A 22,705-nucleotide genomic window follows, 5' to 3' on the forward strand; every position below is an offset into this window, starting at 1 on the left:
GTGCGCGGTGGGATTTGTGCCGTATCCCTCCCCGCCTCCCCCCCTCCCTGTTCAATCTCTCAGGCGTTGGGCTACTGTGCCACGGAGCATGAAGCCCATCGCTGCGAGGATTCGCGATTTTCCAACGACGGTTTTCACGGAGTTCAGTGCGCTGGCGCAGAAGCACCAGGCGGTGAATCTTGGGCAGGGGTTTCCGGACTTCGATGGGCCCGAGGAGATTCGTGAGGCGGCCGTGCGCGCGGTGCGGGGTGGGGTGAACCAGTATGCGGTCTCGTCGGGGGCCGTGGTGCTGAAGGAGGCCGTGGCCGAGCATGCTCTGCGCTTTTACGGCCAGAAGGTGGACCCCGGGTCGGAGGTCATCGTGACGAATGGTGCCACCGAGGCGCTCTTCGATGTGACCTTGGGGCTCGTCGATCCGGGCGACGAGGTCATCGTGTTCGAGCCGTACTACGACTCGTACGTGGCCAACGTCACCATGGCCGGAGGCGTCCCGCGCTACGTGCTTCTGCGGCCGCCGGACGCGGACCATGCGCGCTGGTGGTACGATCCTGCCGAGCTCGAAGCGCAATTCACGAGCAAAACGAAGTTCATTTTGCTCAATACGCCGCACAACCCCACGGGCAAAGTCTTCGACCGCGCGGAGCTCGAACACATCGCCTCGCTGTGCATCCGCCACGATGTGCTGGCCGTCGCCGACGAAGTGTACGAGCACATCACCTTCGAGCCGGCGCGCCACGTTCGCCTCGCGACCATTCCTGGCATGGCCGAGCGCACGATCACCATCAGCAGCGGCGGAAAGTCATTCAGCTTCACGGGGTGGAAGGTCGGTTGGGCGATCGGTACGCCGGCTCTCTGCAGCGCCGTTCAGAAGACGCACCAATTCGTGACCTTCGCCGTGGCCGGGCCGATGCAGCATGCGATCGCGGAGGCATTGCGGCTCCCCGATGCGTACTTCATCGAGCTTGCCCAGAGCTACCGCAAGAAGCGCGATCTCTTGGTCGAGATGCTCGACACAGTCGGTCTGCGTCCCATCGCACCGGATGGTGCGTACTTCGTCATGGCGCAGATTGGCCATTTGGGCTTTCCCGACGACTTCGAGTTCTGCCGCTACCTCACGCGCGACATCGGCGTGGCCGCCATTCCGCCGACCGCCTTCTACGCGGAGCACCATCGCGTCCACGGAAGCCACCTCGCGCGCTTCGCATTCTGCAAACGCGACGAGACACTGCTTTCCGCGCGCGAAAAGCTGCTGGCGCGCCTTTCGGCAAAATAGGACAAAATAAGAAAGAGCCGCAGGTGAGTGAGAACCTGCGGCCCTTCGAAGCTACGCAAACCCTAAGCGGACGATCAGAACTCGCCTTTGGCGTCGTTCGCGGCGCCCTTGACGGCCTTGCCGAGCTTCTTGTACGCGCCGGCAACGATCAGGAGAATGGCAACGAGGAGCAAGCCGTACTCGATGGCCGTCGCGCCTTTTTCATCCTTCACGAGCTTCATGATGTCTTGGTTCTTCATAGGAATTCTCCTGGATTGATTTCGTAGTTTGGGAGTGTTGGGGTGCTGCTGGGTACTGCGGGTACTGCCTGCAACGAGACGTTCTGTTGGACCTTACCGAAACGTTGCGCCTGCGCGATTCTCGTCTGTCACCGAGCGTCGCCGGCTTCGGGAGGACACTAGTACACGCTCCGTGCCAGGCCTTCGCGGTGACGTTGGTGGAAGCGTGATTGCGCTAAGTATCGGTAATCATTGAGCATGCGCGAGGGCGAAGAACCTGGTCCGAGCCGGACCAGGGCTCGTTCATCGACTGGTAAGCGATGATCCAGCGTGTGCACTACGGGCGCGGGGTCCACCATTTCTCCTGCGGGAGGGCGGGCCCCGTTTCGGTCTCGATCGTCCACCCCGGGCCGCGGATTTGGACGTCGCCGCTCATGTAGCGACCAAGCTCCTCGCGGTAGTCGGCCAGCCTCTCCACGAGTTCCGCGCTGCCTTCTTCGGGATGCTGCCGCACGCGTTCCTGGAGCGCTTGCCCCACGCGCTCGAGCACCTGTTTCAGCCGCGCCTCGTCGCGGATCTCCAGGAGCCGCGGGTCCTGGCGCACGCCCAGGGCAATGTCCCCGACCTGCGCCAACGTCACGACGGGCGGCTCGTCGGCGTTCGAGCCAGGTTCCTCACGCGCCACGGGCGGCATCTGTTGCACTTGCACCGGAACCACCGGCTTCGAGGACGGCGTCGATGGATCCGCCTGACGCACTTCCACCGCCGACGCCATCCGGGGCGCGGCCATGGGCGACGCCGCCGCAACGGTTTCCCGCGGAGCGGATACCCGGAGATCCTCGGTCTTTGCGGCGGCGGCCTTCGGCTTCTCGCGAACGTGAAGCCACACATCCAGCGCAATCACCGGCACGAGCAGCGCCATCAACCAGAGGAAACGCGGCCGACGTTCTCTCATCGCAACGCCTCGTCGATGACCTGCCGAAATGTCTCGAACGGAAACGCGCCCGGCATCAAGCGTCCATTCACGAACACCGTCGGTGTTCCACTCGGCCCGGCCAAGCTCACGCCATATTCGGTTTCCTCGCGAATCGCCGCCTCGAATTTCCCGCTATCCATGTCGCGACGAAATCGATCCATGTCCAGCCCGAGCCGCTCGGCATGCCGTTCCAGCATGGCGCGCCCGAGCACGTAAGGCCGGCTGAAAATCGCATCGTGCATTTCCCAAAAGCGCCCCTGCTCGCCGGCCGCACGCGCAGCAACGTGCGCCCCCATCGCGTCCGGGTGGATATCCGTCCCTGGTGCGTCCTTCCACACGATGCGGACTTTGTCGCCGTAATGCGCCCGCACCTTGTCGAGCGTCTTTTCCAATTTTGCACAATAGGGACACTGGAAATCGGAAAACGTGACAATCGTCACCGGCGCATCCTTCGGCCCGCGCATGGGCGAGGTTCCCACGTCCACCGGATAATGCCCTTTGGGGAGCGGCGGCAGCTCGGCCGCGCGCAACCCCAGTCCTTCTTGTCCCTGCGCGATGATGCTCTCGTATGGGCGTGCGGCGCCTTTCAGTTCCTCCCTTACGCGCGCACGAATCGCGTCCACCGTCGCCTCGGCCATCCGCTTGCCATTGATGAAGAACGTCGGCAGATTGCGAATGACCAAATCCTCCGAGAGCGCCAGGTCTTTCGCGACCGATTCGGAATACGGCCGATCGTCCAGCGCTTCCCGAAAGCGCGCGCCATCGAGGTTCAGCTTTTTCGCATAGCCCTCCAGTTTTGCACGCCCCTCCACCGGCCCCAAAAAGAGCAAATCGTGCATCTCCCAGAATTTTCCCTCGCGTCCGGCGGCGAGCGCGGTCTCGGCGGCCAACATCGCTGCGGGATGATCGGGAATCGGCCGGAATTTCCACACCACACGAACATCGCGCTCGTAAGGTGCCAGGGCCGCGTCCAACTCCTTTTCGAACGCTCCACACCGCGCGCACTCGAAGTCCGACCACAACACGATGGTCACCTTCGCATTCGCCGGACCTTTCGCCGGTGAATCACCCGTCTCCACCTTGTAGACGATGTTCGGATCGAGCGGCGGCGGCGTATTGTCCGCCGGCACCGGTTCTTCCTTCACCGGACCTGCATCCACCGGCCCGCTTCCGTCGTGCGCGATGCGGCGATACAGCGCCGCCGGCTCCGTGCCGGATTTCAGCAGAGCATCCGCCGCGGCCCATTCTTCATCGAAGATGCGCTTGTACGTCGCATAATCCCGAAGACCGCGAATGCCTCTCCCGTTCACGAAGAACACGGGCGCCCCGCGCACCTGGAGTTGCGCCGCCAAAATCGAATCACCGTCGACCTTTTTCCGAGCCCGCTCGGACTCGAGCGCCTCCCGGAACCGATTCATGTCGAGCCCTAGCTCCGTCGCATACCGATCGAGCGACGCGCGATCCAACGCCTCGCGATGCTCGGTGAGCCGATCGTGGTACGCCCAGAATTTCCCCTGTTCGGCCGCCGCCGCCACGGCTTCCGCCGCCGATTGCGAATGCTCGTAAATGGGCAATGGATTGTGCCGATATTGAATCCGAAGTGCGTCCCCGTACTCACGCCGCAATCCACGCAGATGCTCGAAAGCACGGGCGCAGTACGGGGACTCGTAGTCGCAAAACACCACCAAGGTGAGGGCTGCCGTGGCAGGCCCGCGCAGCGGTGTTTCGTCGAGTGGAACCCAGGTGCGTGCCTCACTCGACGCGCCCGCACCCGCCGCCCCGGTCTTGGAGTCCGGTGCCCTGGCTTTGCACCCCGCGCAAACGAGCGTGCAAACGATGAAACAGCCGAACAGAAATCGTTCTACGGCGGAAGAAGGTCGCGCGACGAACATGGGGTCATCGCCTAGAAGTAAAAGGTGGCCGACTTTTGGCCGTAGCCGTAGGTGAAATGGCCTTTGCTGGTGCACGTGCCATCACCGTGCGGGATGGCCAATGCATCGAGCATTCCGTCGGTTCCTTCGAATCGACTGCAGCACGACTGATCCCACACTTTGGCATTCACGCTTTTACCATTTGCGGTGACTTTGACGACCGTCCCGCAGCTGGCCCGTGACGCGTAATCGCGCGCAAAACGCGGCTGGGAGTCCGAACAGCCGTATCCGCACGCGCCCGTGGCATTGTTGCCATTGGCACATTTGAGCCACCAACACGCGCCTTCGTAATAGAGGGTTTTCGTTACGGCCGCCGCCGCCGAAACGGCGGCCTGATTTTCGCCTTCGTTCGGTTGGCTCTCCGTATCGGTGTCGCCATTGTTGGCCGCACACCCTCCGAGCATGGCCCAAAGCACGGTTGCAAAGGCCACCTTGCCATACGTATTCATCCTATCGCCTCCTCTCACACACTCGAAAACTGCGTGAAAAATCGATAAGGACTACGGGCCGGTGGATCGTGAATTGTTTAAGCGGTGATCCACCCGAGGGATCACGTCGTTCTATTTCGGGATCGAGGACAAGGCAGATCGCAGCGGCCCAATCGCGGATTCGAACTTCGAATACGATGAACGACGGTCACGTGAACCGTCGCCGCCGATAAAGCAGCAAGGTGCGGTCCATAAGGGCGCAAAACGCAAAAAAGGGCCGGAGGTGATAGCCTCCGACCCTTTGAAGTCACGCAAATCCCAAACGACGATCAGAACTCGCCCTTGGCGTCGTTCGCCGCGCCCTTGACGGCCTTGCCGAGCTTCTTGTAGGCGCCAGCAACGATGAGGAGGATGGCGACGAGGAGCAGACCGTACTCGATCGCGGTCGCGCCTTTTTCATCCTTCACGAGCTTCATGATGTCTTTGTTCATAGGAATTCTCCTGGTTGTTATCGTTCTTTAGGGGGGTGTTGCTGCATCGCCCTATTACACGGCCCGTGCCACGCTCGAAGCGCACGTTTGCGCACAGGTCGTTCGAGCACCTGGGTTGCGTGATCTGCTGGAAATACCGCGGGATTCACGCTCGATGGGCATTCCACTGTCGACGGAAGAGAGAAGGTGCGACTGGACCGTGACGGGTTCAATGACCGGAACCGGAGTCCAGTTCGAAGAAATCGCGAAACCTCGGCGATTGTGCGGTCGATAGGTGAGGGAACAAGGGGAATCGCATGAAGGGGATGGGACAACGTTGGTCGTGGGCCGTCGTGGTGTGGACCCTGTCCGTGGCTCTCTTGGGCGTGGTGCCGCGGGCGCGTGCCGACGCGGCGAGTGACGCGGCCTTCGAGAAAAAGGTGCTGGACGACATTCGGGCAGAGAACCCCGACGCAGTCCCGGTGTTCACGGAGGCCATGGCGGCGTCCAAGAGAAGAGACCTGCCCGCCGCCATCGCTGCGATGGGGCGCGTCGTTCAATTGGCGCCCAAGAGCGACCATGCGCATCGGCGATTGTGCAACTTCCAAATGGCGGCCGATCAGGATGCATCGGGCCTCAGCCACTGCCGTCGTGCTTTGGAATTGCGCGATGCGCCGGAGAATCATTCCGCACTGGCGAGCGCGCTCGTCGAAGCGAAGGGGGCGACGAAACTCGATATCGACAGTGCCCTCGACCACGCCTCCCGCGGTTTGAAGGATCGCGCGGGCGACCGCCATGCGATTGCCTCGATGCTTGGAGTCCAGATGGCCGCGCGGAACGAGGCTCGGATCAAACAGTACCTCGCGCAGCTCGACAATGCCGCCGGCGACGATCCGGACTTCCATGCCATGGCTGCAGGCATTCACACCGCGCTGGGTGAGATGGATGCGGCACGTGACCAACTGCAGAAAGCGAAAGCACTTGGCCTTTCCGAGGAGCGCTCCAAGGAGCTGAGTTCCTTCATCGACGAGCGCGAGCACTCTGGCATTGGCTATTACATCAAGCTCATTGCCTGGGTATTCGGCCTCTGGGCAGCCGGTTTCGCCTTTCTCCTGGGCCTCGGCTGGCTTCTGAGCCAATCGGTGTTGCGCGCGGCCGAGCGCATGTCCGGCCAGCAGGGCGCTCCGGCGCCTTCTTGGCTCCGGCGCGTATATCGCGCGGTGATTTGGCTCACGTGCATCTATTTCTATGCCTCGCTCCCCATCGTGCTCGTGGGTGTCTTCGTGGCGGCGGGGGCGATTCTCTTCGCCATCGTGGCGTTTGGATACATTCCCATCAAGTTGGTACTCATCATCGGTTTGATCGCCCTGGTCAGCTTTGCTGCGGTGATGAAAGCGCTATGGGCTCTCGTCGCGCCGGGCAAGCAGAAAGACCCCGGCGAGCCGCTCGATCTGGCGGCGGAACCAAAGTTGAGGGCCCTGTTGCGGGAGGTGGCCGACAAGGTCGGAACGCGCATGGTCGATCGCGTATATTTGACCACCGGCACCCAGCTGGCGGTGACCGAGCGTGGTGGCGGTTGGCTCCAAGTGAGGGGCAAGACCGAGCGATGCCTCCTCGTGGGGGCTGCGGTGCTCGAAGGAATGCCCATTCGCGCCTTCAAAGCGATCCTCGCGCACGAGTATGGGCATTTCAAAAATGAGGATACGGCGGGCGGTGGCTTTGCCTTGGCGATGCAGCGCTCGTTGATCACCATGGCGCTGTCCCTCGCGCGCGGCGGGGCGGCGAATGCGATGAGCCCCGCGTGGTGGTTCGTTCGCGGCTTCCACCTCGTCTTCTTGCGCATCTCGCACGGAGCATCGCGCCTGCAGGAAATCCTGGCGGACCGCTGGGCGGCCCTGGCCTATGGCTCCGCGTCGTTCGAACGAGGGCTGCGCCATGTCATCGAGCGTTCCGTGCGCTTCGACGCCCACGCGAATGCCGCGCTGAAGGAGGTTCTCGAGAAGCAGGTTCCCTTGGCGAATTTCTACGCGTACGCGCCCGAGGCTGCGGCCTCGGAGACCGAGCTGGCCGACGCGCTGGACAAAGCGCTCGGGCGCCCCGCCTCGCCGTACGACAGCCACCCGCCCCCGCACCAGCGGATCGCCTGGGTGAATGCCTTGGCGGCCTCCGGCGATCCCGCCCAGCCCGACGAAGAAGAGGGCGACGCGTGGACCCTGTTCAGCGACCGCACGGGCATCGAGGAGCGAATGACCGGAGTGATTCGAACGAGCCTCGCAAACGACGGAATCTTGCTTCCGCCCGTGCCTGAGCGCGCTTAGCTGCGGTTGACGGCGCCAAGAGCCTCGCCGCATGATGCCCCAACGGAAGATGGCGTCGCAGACGTGGGAATCGGAACGCGCGTTGGTCCGAGTGGGCACCGCGGTTCAGAAGTACCGCATCCGGCGCCTCATCGGGGTGGGGGGCATGGCTGCGGTGTACGAGGCCACGCACCTCAACGGACACCGCGTGGCGATGAAGTTTCTCCTGGAGCGCCACGTCGGCGATGCCGACATGCAGCATCTTTTCCGGCGCGAGGCCTACGTCGCCAACAAGGTCGAGCACCCGGGCGCCATCCCCGTGCTCGACAACGACGTGGACGAGGCGGGGTGCCCGTTCCTGGTCATGCCCCTTTTGGAGGGCGAGACCCTGCGCAAACGGTGGGACCGCACCAAGCGGCACTTGCCTTTGGCCGAGGTGGTCGTCTTCATGGCGGACGCGCTCGATGTTCTGGCGAGCGCACACGCCCGCGGAATCGTGCACCGCGACATCAAGCCGGACAATCTGTTCCTCACGACGGAGGGCGAGGTGCACGTGCTCGATTTCGGCATCGCGCGCGCCATCGAGCTCGATATCAGCGTGACCGCCACGGGGCGCGCATTCGGGACACCGGGGTTCATGCCACCGGAGCAGGCGAGGGGCGAACGCGAAGCCATTGGCGCGCATAGCGACTGTTGGGCCGTGGGGGCGACGATGTTCGCGTTGCTCACGGGCGAGTTCGTGCACGAGGCGGACAATGCGCAGGCGCAGCTGATGGCCGCGGCCACGAAGCCGGCGCGCTCCGTCGCGGAGTTGGCGAAAGAGGTGCCGCAGGCCTTGGCACACGTGGTCGACAAGGCCCTGGCCTTCGAGCCGAAGTCGCGATTCGCCAATGCGGGGCAAATGCGCGAGCAGCTTTTGCACGCCGTCGACGAGGCGCTCGGCGAGCCATTTGCGGTACTCGTCGAGCGGATTCGCGGGGAGCTGGCCGCCGATTCGAGCCCCGACAGCCGCGAGCTGCACGAACTGGCGACCACGGCGAAGCCGGCGCGCAACAGCATTCGCCAGGCACGCGCCCGCGCGCTGCTCGGTACTTTGCCGCATGCATCGACGGCATTGCCGACGGCGTCGCCGACCCGCCCGAAGTCGTCGCGCTTCGTGCGATCGGCGCTGGGGATTGCCGCCGCCGTCGTTGCCATGGTCGCGGGCTTGTCCCTCATGCGCGAGCGACGTCCGGACGTGGTGCCGCCGATTCCGAGTGTCGCGGTCTCCGTCTCGGTGGCCCCGCCGTCGTCGTTGTCGGTGACGTCGTCGTCCTCGTCGGGGACTTCGCCTTCTGCGCGAATGGAACCCGACGATGCCGGCGTATCTTCGGCGCGACCTAGACCCAAGAGGCAACGGCCGGCACCGGCTGCGTCCGCGTCGAGCCTTCGTTACGGAGACTTGTACGAGGAATGAAGCCGTTTCGCTCCTTCGCAGGCGCCTTGATTTTGGCGAGTTTGCTCGGATCGCACGGTGCAGATGCCGAGCCTCTCACGCGCGCCCAGAAGGACGCGGCAGAGCACAACAAGCGCGCGTTCGAGGCCGTGCGACGCGCCGACGCCGAGACCGCGCGGGTCGAGTTTCTGCAGGCCTACGCGCTGGTTCCATCGCCCAAGGCGTTGTGGAATCTCTTGGTCGCCGAGGCCGATTCGAACCACCCGCTCGACGCGCTGAAGCACCTGCGCGCGTACTTGGCCGATCCCTCCGCCGACCCGAAGAAAAAGGACCGCGCGGAGCATCTGCTGACCGAGCTGACGGCCCAAGTTGGCCACCTGAACATCGTCGCCCCCGACAATGCGCCGGTGCGGGTGGACGGCTTGGTGCTCACGAGCGAACAGCGCTCCCAGGGAGTCGACGTTGCTCCGGGTAAACACGTTATCGAGGCGACCATCGGCGACGAACCGCAGCGCCGCGAAGTGGACGTCGCCGTCGGCGATCCGACCTTGGTGGCCTTCGAGTCCCCTCGAAAAGAGGAGCCCGCAGTGGAGGCCCCCGCACCGGTCGCCCCTGTTTCGCCGCCGCAAACGAAATTGGCGATGGCGCCCGTGCGAGTGCCATCGCGCGGGATTGGATCGCCGCCATTGGGAACCTGGATCATGGGCAGCGTCGCCGTCGCCGCACTGGGAACCGGCATTGCGTTCTCCTTGAGTGCGAAATCGAAACGCGACGAGATCGACGAATCGCCGAGAGCGTGCGCCAACCCGAGTAGTTCCGAATGCGCTCATATCGAGGACCTGCGCGACTCGGGCAGTCGTGATTCCACCATCGCGTGGATCGCCTACGGCACGGCCGGCGCCTCCGTGATCACCGGCGGCCTCCTTTGGTATTTCTCACCGAAGAGGGCCGCGAGTCGCGACGCGACGATTGTACCCCTGGTTTCACCGGGAATGGCAGGCGTGCATCTTCGGGGAACCTTCTAATGTGCTACCTTGGCCCCCGCCCATAAGGGCCACCCCATGCGCGCCGCCACTGCTTCTTCGCTGATTGGATTGGGGGCTTCGGCCTTCTTTCTTCTGGCCTTGGGCGGTTGTCCTCCGTCGTTCTACGAACCTTGTCGGGGACTCGAGTGCGGACTCGATGACGGCGGTGGTGAAGTGGGCGATGAAGTGCGGCCGGATGTTCCTCCCACGCCCAAGCCGCCCAAGATTGACGAGGTCGTGGTGGACGGCAATCCGTCGCGGACGATACGCCAAGGTTTCGGCGGCGATCCGACCAACGGCACCACGGTCGTGCACCTAACCGGCGAGCGCTTGGATGAAGTCACCGACGTGACGATCGGCAATGGTGCGAATGCTTTGAAAGGTGTCATCACGGAGCAAACACCGAGAGCGCTCTCGTTCACCGTGAAAGTGATTCACGGCGCGCCTCTCGGGCAGCAAGCCGTAAATGTTACCGCGCCGTCAGGCTCGGCGATGTCGGAGCCTGTCTTCGTCATCTCACGCATCACGGCATCCCCTACGGGCACCGACTCGCTCGAACGGGGCTCGGCCACGGGGGGGACGGACGCGCAACCCCTTCGATCCATGGGCAAAGCCATCACGTTCGCCGCGGCGGGCGATACGGTGTTTCTCAAGAATGGCACTTACGACGTCGCGAATGGCGAAACGAAGGTCCCTCCGGGCGTTACGCTTCAGGGCGAGAGCCAGGGTGGGACACTGCTCAAGTGGAACAGGAACGGAGGTGGCCTCGTGGTAACGGGAAACGGCCACATTGAATCCCTAGGGATGATTGGGGCGGGAATCACCGCAAGCGGGGCGGTCCTCATCAAGGATGTCACAATTAGCGAGGCGTACTACGGCTTGGACTTACAGCCGGGCGTCACGGTGGATTCCGTTGATGTCTCCGAAGCTACAGTAGCAATCAACATTACAGGGGAAAACGGTACGCTTACATTGAACAATAGTCGTGTGCACAACAATCGTTCAGGTATTGACGCGCAGATCTCAGACGCGACTCTCGTCGTGACGAACACGAAAGTCTATTATAATTGCCCCGGAACTCTCAATAGGATCGACGGTGGCATCATCGTGAAGGGGCCCGCCATATTAACGAACGTCGATATCCACGACAACCGATGTTCCGGAATAACCATGGACAGCCAGTTGACGGGGCCGCTCGTCATCACGGGTGGGACGTTTGTTGCGAATTTCCCGAACTCAATCGCTCTCAATTCCCCTGGTAAAACGAAAATTCGTGCCGCATCGTTTGGATATCATGAGCGCGAAGTGATTGGCATTTCTTCGGAGGCCGATCTGGACCTCGGAACGCCGGAGGATCCAGGAAACAATCTGTTTGCGCGATGCGATGGCTGCGATACCATTCTTAATTGGCGCGCCGCCGACGGCGTGAATCCTATCACCGTGACTGGGAATAAGTGGAATCAGGCCGCAGACGAAGGGGAGCAGCCACCCTTTGGCTGCTCGAATACGGACGAGCCCAAAGGAACATCTGCTCCGCCACGTACCTGGCACATCGCAGCGCCAGGTACGTGCAACCCAATCAAGGGCAATGTGATGGTCAATGTACCTCCGCCGTGAAATTGTTGTAGTTGCAGATCGGCAATAGCTCATATTCGATTCGGACGAGGCCTGCGCCGAGCAACGGGCAGATGAGAAATCGTGCGTAGTATGCATCATGACGCGTAGCGTGGGTGCGCCGGCTCTCTCCACCCAGGTGATGTCAAGATCGTTCTCGTCTCCTCAACTAATGCCTCGAAAAGTAATGCTCGAGTCGTGACGAAAACACCGGCGTCATCCCAATTTGCCGATGTAGTTCGTTGTGCGAATCCGGCACCCACGCTTACATAGACTCCGTAAATGCGTTGACGGAGCGCGACGAAGAGCGAAAGTTCGCAACATTGTTATCCGGCGGTCGATGTCTCAGATTTTCTGAACGGGCAGTAATTCGTGATTGACGACGAAGCTGCCGCGTGGGAATAGGCGATTGCCGCGCCTATACACCTTGCCTTCCGCCTGCTTACGTCGCGCGCCTGTTGCTGCCGTTGCACAATAGGGAACGTGCGGCGAGTTTCATCGTGTCGAGGGGTCAATGCAGCAACTTGTTGCTTTGGTCGTGTGTTTGCGCACCGTCGCATTGTTTGGGGCTGCGCTATTCTTCGCTGGCTGCGGGTCTGTCGGAGAAGACAGTACGGGACTCGCCGACTGTGACTCGTACGTTCACACGATGTCGCGCTGCATGAGCGGGGTCCCCAGCGACGTCGCGTCGAAGCGAGCGGCGGATGCCAGACAGGCCTTCATTTCGGCGGCCAAGGACAAAGACGAAGCGGCACGTAGCCAATTGAGCACCAAGTGCCGAGCCGCTGAGCAACAACTTTCTCGCGCTTGCCGATAAGGCTTGGCGCTGAACCAAGATCGTTCTTTCGACCTTCACGAGCCAACAGGGCGGTGAACATTCCATGAAAAAGGTCGCTCATTTCGGTAACTCGATTGCCACGTTCCTTAGCCCGCGGAATCTCCACGGAGGCTTGGGCGCGTACCTCTCGCTCCTCTTGATCCCGGTGCTGGTCTTTGGGCCTTTGCCCATGCGCGCCTTTGCCCAGGCGGCCGTCGAGCAGCCGTCTTCTGCGGCGCCCGCTACGTCTGCCGAACCCGCAGCTTCCGAGCGATCGAGCGCGGCTCTGGCTGCGGCGACTGGCGAGCCGCCGGAACACAGTAATACGCTTCCGACCTTTGGTCCTTCGACCGCCGGTTCGCCCGAAGGGAGCGCGATCGGGCCGGGAGGGATGGCAAACGTCGATCCATCGACTGGGGCCGCTCAGGCCTCCATTTCATTTCAATTGCCGCGTGCCCGCGGACAGGCACAACCCAGTCTCGGCATCTCGTATAGCTCCAGCGCTGGTACGAACACCGAAGTTGGTTATGCCTGGAGCCTTAATATCCCAAAAATAGAGCGGGAGAATAGAGGCGGGGGACCGCTCTATACCGACCAGGATCGTTTTCGGATCAATGGCGTCGAACTGGTAAAGATCTGCGTTGTTTCCGGCGGCCAGTGCAGCGGGGGCACCCTTCTCACCGGTGAGCAGCTACCGAATGATGTTGGCGAAGGAACCTCGTATTTTCGAACAAGGGTTGACGACGGGGCACGCTACTTCCTTTCGGCCGACGGCAAAAACTGGCGTGCGCAATACAAGTCCGGCGTCGAGGCCGAGTTCGGTGTACCGAAAGACGCCGCGGACGACAAGAGCGGCATCGATGTCGATACGGACTTCAAGCTGGCCATCGAGCCCATATTCCGTTGGAATCTCGTCCGACTGTGGAGCGAGGCTCATGCCAACGTTGTCGTATATCGTTGGGTCCGACTCTTCAATGAGAGCTCGCGGGGCTACTTGCAGGACATCCTCGACACGCCGAAAGTGGATGTCGATGTCAGTCGCCCCGCAGCGGTCGACCTCGGGCAATTCGCCCACCACACACGGATCACATATGAGGACGACTATGTGAGAGGTTTCCGACTGGCTGCGATTTGGCGTGCACGCCCAGCCCATCATATCTCTCGTGTGGACGTCTCGAGCGCCGACTTCGACAATCCGGGAAATGAGCGTCGGAGTCTTGTTCGGCGCTATACCCTCGACTATACGGCACCATTTACGCATGCCCAACAGGTACGCCACTTTCTACAGGGCGTGCACCTGAGGGGGGCATGCCCCAATCTGCGCGAGGATGCAGACTTCTCCTTTCCTAATACGACGTGCAGCACGCCTGAGCGCGACATCGCGCAAATGACATACACGGGCGAGGGGGACGTGAACCGGTCTCCGGGCGCAGGCGGGCTCGTTTCCGAATTTCAGCAGACCTTTTACGGAGAGCAGACCCATGTCTCGTTCGTCGATCTCGATTCGAACGACGAAGCAGACGTAATGACCTGGCCTCCCTCAGACAAGCCGGTCCAGGTCGGCATTCGGCAGCGTCCCTACGATTACGTGGAGGGCACCCTCGGTGTGGAAAATGCCAACTGGGGCGCTACAGCGAACAAACTCGTTTTCTCAAATGTTGGTTCGTGGAATACCGACGGCAAAGTGAACTTTCTGTGGTGGGAGATTACGTCCGACCGAAAAAATACGGGTCGGTATCAGACCTACTCGCCGAAGCGTTCCGGCTCGAACAACTGGCTCCTGAGCGGGAGCGACGTGCGCTCCCTACCTCCGGAGTCCATTTGGCTCAAGATGGCCAATGCATCAGAGAGCTTCAACTCTGCCGGCATGGTCCAGGACTTCGACGGTGACGGCTACCCTGATGTTCGTAGTGAGCTCATTCGTGCTGCCTCGGAGGGCGAGCTAGCTAGATCGGTCACCTGCTACTTCTTCACGACACGCGATGCGGCTGGGAACATCGTGCCCAACTCTCGAACGCCGACCACAGAGGAGGGCACGCCACCGAAAGAACCGGACTGCATTCCAACCGACAAATCGAGTCGTTACTATGCTCCCCTGGGCAAACAGTTCTATGCCGATTTCTCGGGCGACGGCATACCTGATCGGCTCATGATGAGATGGGTCGACCGAAATTTCCCCGACCAGACGCGTCCACCCATTTGGGATCAAAAATGGACGGTGGAGTTCGGAGTCGGCAATGGCACCTTCCGAGAAAGCAAGGCCGTCGAGGGAGGTCTTTTGGACAGCCATAATTGGCTCATCGCGGACACTTACATCCATGATCTGAACGCGGACGGAATCGCCGACCGGATCGATGTGAGAAATACGGCCTACGAGTCGGAGTGGGGCGAAGGGATGAAGGACCCAAGTCCCGGCATTGATATCTATCTGGGCGATGGAAAGCAATGGGGGCATCCTCCCATCCATTTGGCCCCGGGCGGTCCGGATATCCCGAATTGGGCGAACATGGAGCACAAACCGCCTATCTCTGGGGGCGGAATTGGCCGCTACTATCAACCGATGCAGCTCCAGTTCGCTGACCAATTCGGGAACGGCATGGAGAGCATCTTGGTCACATCACAGACCGAGGCGCTCTACAAAAAGGTCGCTCGCATTGATCTTATCAACACGAACGGTCGTCGCCCCGGCTTACTCGCGACCATTTCCAATGGCCGTGGCGCGACGACCACCTTGGAGTACGCGAGAGTCGGAGGCGTGCCCGGCGCAATCCGACGAGTCAGCAAGGTGACCGTGAGCAGCAACGCGGACCCGAAGGAGAGCGGAGGACCATACGTCACGACCTACGACCACAGCGAACCCGTTTACGATTACGTCGAGCGCCAGTTGCTCGGCTTTCGTAAGGTGCGCACGACCGTGGGCGACGCCAACGACCCCAAGCGAGTGATTACGGACACGCGTTACCTCATTGGAAGCTGTGCAAACGACGCTCCATGCGCGCCGACCGTGGACGATCCACGTATGGCCGTCCGCGGGCTCCCGGTAACCGTGGACAGCTTTGACGCGAGCAACGTGCACCTGTCGACGGTCCATCGCCAGTACAAGATGGATAAATTGTACGATGGTGTCGATGGTCGAAAGGTCCGTCGTGTCTACCCGCAACAGACCGACACGTGGACCTTCAATACGGCGAACTTCGTGGCGGACGGCAGTTTGATCGACGTGGTCGACCTCGCGTCCGACGAACTCACGCTGAATGGCAAGGACACGATTGCGTCCCGCTCGAACTCCGTCCACACGCGTGTCACGCAAGATCTTAATCTGTTTGGTAATGTAAACTATCAGGCAGATTACGGAGTAGTGGAATCCTTCGATCCGGCGATTCCGAAGGATTCATCGGTCGTCACCTTCAACCTTTGGACCTTGCCCGCCGATAGCACGCATTGGCTCTGGCGGCCGAGAGAGACGTTTGTGCGGGTCTCCCAGGGGACGCCAGATCTGAGGCACTCGTACTTCGAGTACAATCAGCGTGGACAGGTGGTCAAAACCTTCTCGGATTTGACGGGCACAGTCCCACTTCAACGTTTTCACGAGGAGTCGGCAGCGGTAGCGCCTCCGCCCGGAGATGCATCACAGGATGGGACTCGCCGCCTTGTTTCGGAGACGGTATTCGACAATTTCGGAAATCCGAAACGAGTAAAAAATGCCACGGGAATCCGCTGCGCCGACACGGCTTACGACAAGGACTACGGCGAGCTCCCGATAGCAAAAACGGTCTACACGGGCGGCTGTGGCGTCGGTGCGCTTACCACGACGACCGGCTACGATCGTGGTCTTGAAGTGGTGACCGCAATCACCGAACCAACAGGCGCAGTTTCGACGACCACGTACGATGGTTGGGGGCGTCCCACGGCCACGTACGCGCCTGATCCTGAAATTGGAGTGTTGCCGTCGACAGCGGCGCCGTCGGTCAAGATGACCTACTTCGACGTTCAAGGCGGCCCATACCAACGGGTGCAGCTAGAAAGGCGCGTCGATGACGGTCTCGTTTCTTCCCAAGAACCAGAGACTCCGCGCTATGTTTCGGCGTGGAGCTACGTTGACCCTTACGGTCGCAATGTGGGCGCTTGGAAGCAAGCCGACCCCGCGAATGGTGATCAAGCCGCGTACATCGCAAGCGGGCGCGTCGAGCGAGACAGTCGCGGATTCGTGGTGAGGGCGTTCGAGCCGTACTTTACCAACGAGGCTCCGCAGTCGCCCAATCCACCCGCCGTTCCCGCGGGATCGGTGCAGTTCAGCGTGGCCTTTCACGATGCGTTTGGGCGAACAACGGATACATTCGGCCTCGAGGGAGAGCCGACTGGGAAGGTGCAATACTTCGCTCTCTCGGAGAATACCTTCGACGCTGCCGATCTCGTGCAGGGTGCAAGCCCTCGTCCGGTGTGGACCAGCCGCGATGGGCACGGGCGGGTCACAGTAACGGCAAAGAGCACGAGTCAAAATGGAACGGCTGATTCCATTTCGACTCGCCTGATCTACACGCCGACCGGCGAGGTAAGCAAGGTTGTGCGCACGCACACCGCAGGCACTGATACGTACACGCGCGAGATGACGTATGACTCGTGGGGACGTCTCGTGCAGACGGCCGAGCCCAACACGTCGATTAACTTCGGCGCGACAAACCTGAGAACATGGCACTACGCGTACAACGATTCGGGCGACCTGGTCGGAACGAGCGATGCGCGCGGCTGCGGAAAGAACATTGAGCGGGACGGCCTTGGGCGGCCGACTTCAGAAACGTATTCACCTTGTCTCAAGACCCACCGCGCCTACGACGAGCGGCACGTTACGAAGCTCTTCATCTACGATGCCCCCGAGCAAGGCCAGGCGGGTGTGACGCCCGGGCTTTTCGCGGGAAAGCTCTCCGCATCGTATGATCGTGCACAGCACACGCGCTACAATTACGATGGTCGAGGGCGAATGACCGAGGTCTGGCGACAGCTCGCCGTGCCGGATCTCGACGATCTTGCTCTGGGAGGAGGCGGGGGGTTCCCGCTCGAATCCTCGAGCGCGGCAGCGGATGGTGGCGCCGCGCCCACGCCGGGCGGGGAGTACGCTCCGCACTGGTACCGAACTGCCTTCTCCTACGATGAAGCGAATCGTGAAAGGGGACGTTCCATCGGCACGCGCTCCGCAGGGGTGCCGGAACTTTACGGCGATCCGGTGAGTCAGGGGTGGCTCGTGAGCAACGACGTCGTGGTTACCACGTACACCGCACGTGGTGTCACGAAGACCATCGGCACGAGTTATGGCGATCTCATTCTCGGTAAAAGGGTGGATGCAGACGGCTTTGTAGGCGAAGTCTTGTACGGGAATGCTCCTCAACGGTTTGCCACCGAATTCGAGCCCAACCCCCGTCGGGGTCTCGCGCACACGTGGGTGACGGGGCCTTCGACGGGGCCCGCTGTGCTCCAAGATTGGACCTTCAAATACGACGCGATGGACAACCCCCTCTTGGTGAAGGACGGCCGTAACCCCAATGAATGGCTCGACGGCGCAAAGCCTGTCGACAGGCAACTGTCCTACGACGATTTGAATCAGCTCCGTCGTGTCGATTATACGTACAACACGCCGAGCAAGGACGACAAGCAAGTCTCTGTCTTCGATGCCGAGACCAAGAGTGGCGACACGCGGCCGATCCCCGACGGCAATCAGGCTAACCGTGTTCGCTGGCAGAGTTACGACTTCGATTGGCAGGGAAATCTAATCAAGTCCGACGACGATGCGCACGCCTTCCACGATAGGTCTCTCGGTACGATGACCTATGGGCCAGCGACGAACGGGCCGAATCGTGTCGCGTCCGCGGAGGGCATCCGCGGGCGCGCACAGGCTACTTACGACCGCACAGGCAATTTGACCAAGCTGACGGTAATCAAGCCGGGCCCCACGGGCACAGCGCTAAACATCGCGTTCTCGTACGAATGGGACGAGGTTGGGCAAATGGTTCGGGCCAAGCGAGAGCCCATTCCCGGCGTGGCGAACGATCGCGGAGCGGATTTCCACTACACGTACGATTCCGGCGGCACCCGCATCACCAAGTCGGTAGAGGATCCCGATACTCATCAGCGAACCTACACCAGCGAAATCTTTTCCACGCTTCGTCTCGAGCACGCCCGATTTCAAGACGGCGATTACGAGCGTACGAAGGATACCGTTTCGGCGTACCTGGTGGCGAACGGCACATCGTTCGCGCGTCTGATCTACGACGAGACCCTCCCGCAAGGCCGAATCGGTGGGGCGAAGCACGTTTTCTTCACTCTGACCGATCCCTTGGGTTCCACGAGCACGGTGGTGGACAAGAACACTGGAGAGCTCGTCGAGCGCACCACCTATCTAGCGTACGGGCAATCGGAGAGCGACTACCGCCCGGAGAGGTGGAAGGGCTATCGCGAGCATTTCCGGTTTACCGGGAAGGAGGACGACGTTGGCGTTGGGCTCACCTATTTCGGTGCTCGCTACTATGTCGCCGCCCTCGGCCAGTGGGCTAGTGCGGACCCGCTGACGATTCACGTGGCGCGCAGTGATCTTAACCCGTATGCGTACGTATTTGGATCGCCCCAAAAACTAGTGGACCCAATGGGGCTCCAAACCTGCCAGGGTAGCTGTGAGCCACAGAACGCAGAGACGGGTTCTGCCGACCTCGGATGGAATGCCTTCATGAACCGGATGGAAGACTGGTTCACGGGCAGGGATCGCCAACGGTTCATATGGTCGAACACAACACCTCGTCCCCAGCTTCCAGGCGCGCCAGGAACACAGGAGGATACAGGGTATTATGAGCAATGGGGCAAAACGTGGGATTGTCCCAACGGCTCATGTAGCTTGATCATAACAGTATACGTGCCCCCACGTGGTCAGGGAGGACTATTCTCTTTCCTCCCCCGAGATCGCACCCCTAACGACCCATTCTTTCGATGGCGCGATCCGCTCAAGGATGCAATTGATGCCATAGAGGAAAATTATTACCAAGGTATAGCTCAAGGAAAGTCGCCGTTTCACGCAGCTATTACAAACAGTGGCTGCCCGTTGGGCTCCGTGGGGACCTGTCAATTGGAAGGGAGCGTAGCGACGCCAGGAGGCGCGGCGTTGGAAGCAGCTAGCGCCGAGAATGCGGCCCTTCTCAGGAACAGTCTCATGGCGGAAGAGATCGCCGGTGGTCATGCATACGGTAAGCATGTGATAAAGCAAGGCGAGTTCCCGCGCGTACTAAGTCCGCAGGGCTTCGCCAGCGAGATAGAATCATTCTTGAATCACCCGGAGACGGTTATGCGGAATCTGTCAGGTGGACGCAGTGCGTATTGGAACGATAGTCTCGGAAGCGTGCTGATTCGCAATCCGACTGCCGCCGATGGCGGCACATTTTTTAAACCTACCGCCGGTCGGGCATATTTTGAGGGGCTTCAATAATTATGAAAATATTGAATACAAAAGCAGCGAGCTGTGACGTGGCGCTGACCGTTGATGAGCTTCGGATCATCAACAACGCGTTGAACGAAGTATGCAATGGAATTGACCTTGAGGGCGAATTCGACACGCGGATGGGGGTTTCGCGTACCCACGCTCTCGCTCTCCTGATTAGCGTTCAGGCCGCTCTAAAGGAGATGCACGAACCTGAATAATATGTCGACCGCCGGGCGCCGACTACTTCGTCGCCGAGGCGGTGGCAGTGGAGGGAGGGATCACGGAGGTGGCACCCGAGACGGCGAACCGCAGAGCGAGCGCCGCTGTGCACTCCGGTGCTCGTCCCTTCAAGGGTTCGCTCGAAGCCCAAGCGCTGGTCGTGCTCGCTGAAAGCAGCTCGCGGATGGTATCGGCTACTCCTCAAGGGGGACACCCTCGCCAAATCGTTGGGCTCACGCCGGGTTTGAGTGAGGGGCGGCCGGGAAACACCACAGGAGTCACCAGTGGCGAGTCCAAGGCCCCCTAATCACCAGTTTGGACTACCGGAGCGCGCGCTTGTCGAGCTTACCGAAGACCCAGTGGGCTTCGTGCTCGTAGTCGCCGTAGTGGACGGTCACGTTCTCGCCGTTCTTCGCGGCGGCGAAATCGGCTTCAGGAAGAATGAAGACGATGCGACGTGTGTCGCCGTTTGGGTGACGGCTCGCGCCGAACTCGCGGTCGCCGATGCGCAGGGTGGGGATAGCGTCCCGCACGGGGAAGTTCTCAGCCGTCTCGAGCTCGATCTCGATGGTACGCGTTTCGTCGACCGCGCCATTTCCTGGTGCTTGGACGTGTCGGATGCTCTTGATGGAGTTGCCCTTGGTGTAGTGACTGACCATCGAGGTGGTTCCACCCGGGGTAGTTCCAGAGGGGGCGCCAGAGGAAGCGAGCGTTGGCGGCGTGGAAGCTACAGTAAGGATATTGGAAAGACTGACGTTGCCAAGATAAATGGCGCCAGACGCCGTCTCATTGAAGACGAAGCGCACGCCGCGAACCTTGGTAAGATCCACATTTCCGAAGTCAGCGAGCGGGATACGAACGGATTGCAGAATCGGATGCCGGCCGCCACGTTTGCCGCCAACGGGGCCTCTTAGAACTGTGTAGCTGTTCAGCGATACCGAGTTGGAGACCGAACCGTCGGCCAGTGCAAGCTGGACCGAGAGGCTGGTCTGCTCCGCTACGTTGAGAGTCTCGTTGTATTGACGTGAAATACGAAGATCCAGCGTCTTGTAACTGCTGATGTCCTGCCCCTCACCTGCGACGCTCCAATTCGTTTGGAAGAAGGCGTCTGCCGACGCACTTTGCCAACTGATACGTCCCGCCTTTTGCGCGTCGGCATGATTCGGCACCGTGCCGTGCACGATGGGATCGATGCCGTTCTGCTCGTTCGCTGTGCCATGGGAATTCTTTCCCGCCGGCTGAGTAAAGTCTTCGATCGTCGTGGTGACCACCGAACTGGACGAATCCGTGTAGCCCCGATCGATGTTTTTTACCAACGGAGGTAGAGCGAACATCGGATTGAAGACTTGATTGTATTTTGGATCCGCGTTGGGGCCGACGTTGGCGCGGAAGAGGCCCATCATGCCCACAAGCCCGGTCGCTCGCTGGGATTCCGAGCCGATCGCTCCGATTTCCCAAAGTTTCGCGTGTCCAACGCAGTCATTCTGGTCCGTGGGCGAAGACGTGCCATCGACTTCCTGCCACTCTGTGTTGTAAAAATTGTGATTGGCTCCCCACACGGTGAAGGTCGATTTCTGCGCTGCGGGTGTTTCCGTGGGAATTCGAAGCATTCGGTCGTAGGGAAGTACGCCCTGCAAATTGTACACATCCCCATCGCACATGGGGAGAAGCACCGACCATACGGTGCCATCGGCATTGAGCCGTGGGAAGGGCGGGGTCGTGTTTGGCAGCTGTCCATCGACCGGGCCGATTTCGAAGAGGGCACGGAAGGACACTGGGCTCAGGATCTTGGTGGGCCAAGTGCTATTGGCCTCTCGGTAAAGGTTGTAAGCTGCACGTATGCCTTCGCCGCCTCGCGAGTGGCCCATCAGGCCGATCTGCGAAAAATCCAATTTGCCTTGCAGCTCCACTCCTAGTGACGCAGGTGTGCCTCCGTTCGCGTTCCACTCGCTGAGCTTCTGCAGATGTTTCAACACGAGGCGACCGCGCGCGAAATTGAGATAGGGATCGGTCGCCGAAGGACCGTCGTTGCGACAATTGATTCCACGATTCGCGTTGATGGAGACAACCACGTATCCATGGGAGGCGAGTCGCTCTGCGACGTACGCGTAGCCCAAGTGATTCGGCGTGACCACGTAGCCACTGGGGCAGGTGCCCGTGCGCGTGTAGTCGCAGCTGTTGTCTTTGCGCGGATTCGTCCCAATCCCGCAAGTCGCATGGTTCCCATGAAGAAACACAAGTACCGGGTGTGCGCTATCTCCCAGGTTTTCCGGTCGGTAGACCTGCGCCCAAAGTTCGGTGGCCTGAGTCGACTCCACATCCGGATCCATGGCTGCCGGAAACTTGTATTCCGCACTCGTCACCGCATTTGGCCCTGTTTCCGTCGGGTCGGGCGCAGTGGCGAGGGGCGCGGCTTGCAGCTTTTGGCCCATTCCGCCAAGGGAACCCGCTTCTTTGTCCGATGTTTCGGGAGCCTCCGAGCTGCACGCCATGGTGCCAAGGAAGGGAACTGCAACGAGGCCAATAGCGGCCCACCCACTGCG

Annotated in this window: 12 protein-coding genes; 6 read left to right on the forward strand and 6 right to left on the reverse strand. The window is 61.0% G+C overall.

The window, feature by feature from the left end:
• The first annotated feature begins 88 nt into the window (after positions 1 to 88).
• Positions 89 to 1,273 (forward strand): aminotransferase class I/II-fold pyridoxal phosphate-dependent enzyme, encoded by a 1,185-nt coding sequence (locus tag LZC95_06350; GenBank protein ID WXA96459.1) that lies wholly within the window; start codon positions 89 to 91, stop codon positions 1,271 to 1,273.
• A gap of 74 nt (positions 1,274 to 1,347) precedes the next feature.
• Here LZC95_06350 and LZC95_06355 read toward each other — a convergent pair whose 3' ends face one another.
• The 5 genes from LZC95_06355 to LZC95_06375 all read right to left on the reverse strand — a co-directional run bounded on the left by LZC95_06355 (position 1,348) and on the right by LZC95_06375 (position 5,317).
• Positions 1,348 to 1,512, reverse strand: a complete 165-nt coding sequence (locus LZC95_06355; GenBank protein WXA96460.1) for a Flp family type IVb pilin — start codon at positions 1,510 to 1,512, stop codon at positions 1,348 to 1,350.
• A 316-nt stretch (positions 1,513 to 1,828) separates the two neighbouring features.
• Positions 1,829 to 2,446: a hypothetical protein gene (locus LZC95_06360; protein WXA96461.1), complete on the reverse strand. Its 618-nt coding sequence runs from the start codon at positions 2,444 to 2,446 to the stop codon at positions 1,829 to 1,831.
• Positions 2,443 to 4,359, reverse strand: a complete 1,917-nt coding sequence (locus LZC95_06365) for a thioredoxin domain-containing protein (protein WXA96462.1) — start codon at positions 4,357 to 4,359, stop codon at positions 2,443 to 2,445. The genes LZC95_06360 and LZC95_06365 overlap by 4 nt, the downstream gene beginning before the upstream one ends.
• Before the next feature lie 11 nt (positions 4,360 to 4,370).
• Complete coding sequence (locus LZC95_06370; GenBank protein WXA96463.1) at positions 4,371 to 4,847, reverse strand: RlpA-like double-psi beta-barrel domain-containing protein; 477 nt, start codon at positions 4,845 to 4,847, stop codon at positions 4,371 to 4,373.
• Between the two features lie 308 nt (positions 4,848 to 5,155).
• Entirely contained in the window at positions 5,156 to 5,317 is a 162-nt protein-coding gene (locus LZC95_06375) for a Flp family type IVb pilin (protein ID WXA96464.1), read from the reverse strand.
• A 296-nt stretch (positions 5,318 to 5,613) separates the two neighbouring features.
• On the opposite strand from LZC95_06375, the gene LZC95_06380 reads away from it, so the two are divergent.
• The 5 genes from LZC95_06380 to LZC95_06400 all read left to right on the forward strand — a co-directional run bounded on the left by LZC95_06380 (position 5,614) and on the right by LZC95_06400 (position 19,949).
• The gene (locus LZC95_06380) at positions 5,614 to 7,614 is read left to right on the forward strand and encodes a M48 family metallopeptidase (protein WXA96465.1); all 2,001 of its coding nucleotides are present in this window, start codon (positions 5,614 to 5,616) and stop codon (positions 7,612 to 7,614) included.
• A gap of 31 nt (positions 7,615 to 7,645) precedes the next feature.
• Entirely contained in the window at positions 7,646 to 9,049 is a 1,404-nt protein-coding gene (locus LZC95_06385) for a serine/threonine protein kinase (GenBank protein ID WXA96466.1), read from the forward strand.
• Complete coding sequence (locus tag LZC95_06390) at positions 9,046 to 10,053, forward strand: hypothetical protein (protein WXA96467.1); 1,008 nt, start codon at positions 9,046 to 9,048, stop codon at positions 10,051 to 10,053. The genes LZC95_06385 and LZC95_06390 overlap by 4 nt, the downstream gene beginning before the upstream one ends.
• A gap of 36 nt (positions 10,054 to 10,089) precedes the next feature.
• Positions 10,090 to 11,670 carry a DUF1565 domain-containing protein gene (locus LZC95_06395; protein WXA96468.1) on the forward strand — a complete coding sequence of 527 codons (1,581 nt, stop codon included), beginning with the start codon at positions 10,090 to 10,092 and terminating at the stop codon, positions 11,668 to 11,670.
• 878 nt (positions 11,671 to 12,548) lie between these two features.
• Positions 12,549 to 19,949, forward strand: coding sequence for a hypothetical protein (locus LZC95_06400; protein ID WXA96469.1), 7,401 nt, complete (start codon positions 12,549 to 12,551; stop codon positions 19,947 to 19,949).
• A gap of 533 nt (positions 19,950 to 20,482) precedes the next feature.
• Here the strand turns inward: LZC95_06400 and LZC95_06405 are convergent.
• Positions 20,483 to 22,525 (reverse strand): hypothetical protein, encoded by a 2,043-nt coding sequence (locus tag LZC95_06405; GenBank protein WXA96470.1) that lies wholly within the window; start codon positions 22,523 to 22,525, stop codon positions 20,483 to 20,485.
• Positions 22,526 to 22,705 lie beyond the last annotated feature (180 nt).

This window comes from Sorangiineae bacterium MSr12523 (genome assembly GCA_037157775.1).
Lineage (GTDB): Bacteria > Myxococcota_A > Polyangia > Polyangiales > Polyangiaceae > Pendulispora > Pendulispora brunnea.

Bases quoted from the DNA above. Each gene is read 5' to 3' on its own strand.
- LZC95_06350 (WXA96459.1), top strand. From the start codon at position 89: ATGAAGCCCATCGCTGCGAGGATTCGCGATTTTCCAACGACGGTTTTC.
- LZC95_06355 (WXA96460.1), bottom strand. From the start codon at position 1,512: ATGAAGAACCAAGACATCATGAAGCTCGTGAAGGATGAAAAAGGCGCG.
- LZC95_06360 (WXA96461.1), bottom strand. From the start codon at position 2,446: ATGAGAGAACGTCGGCCGCGTTTCCTCTGGTTGATGGCGCTGCTCGTG.
- LZC95_06365 (WXA96462.1), bottom strand. From the start codon at position 4,359: ATGTTCGTCGCGCGACCTTCTTCCGCCGTAGAACGATTTCTGTTCGGC.
- LZC95_06370 (WXA96463.1), bottom strand. From the start codon at position 4,847: ATGAATACGTATGGCAAGGTGGCCTTTGCAACCGTGCTTTGGGCCATG.
- LZC95_06375 (WXA96464.1), bottom strand. From the start codon at position 5,317: ATGAACAAAGACATCATGAAGCTCGTGAAGGATGAAAAAGGCGCGACC.
- LZC95_06380 (WXA96465.1), top strand. From the start codon at position 5,614: ATGAAGGGGATGGGACAACGTTGGTCGTGGGCCGTCGTGGTGTGGACC.
- LZC95_06385 (WXA96466.1), top strand. From the start codon at position 7,646: ATGATGCCCCAACGGAAGATGGCGTCGCAGACGTGGGAATCGGAACGC.
- LZC95_06390 (WXA96467.1), top strand. From the start codon at position 9,046: ATGAAGCCGTTTCGCTCCTTCGCAGGCGCCTTGATTTTGGCGAGTTTG.
- LZC95_06395 (WXA96468.1), top strand. From the start codon at position 10,090: ATGCGCGCCGCCACTGCTTCTTCGCTGATTGGATTGGGGGCTTCGGCC.
- LZC95_06400 (WXA96469.1), top strand. From the start codon at position 12,549: ATGAAAAAGGTCGCTCATTTCGGTAACTCGATTGCCACGTTCCTTAGC.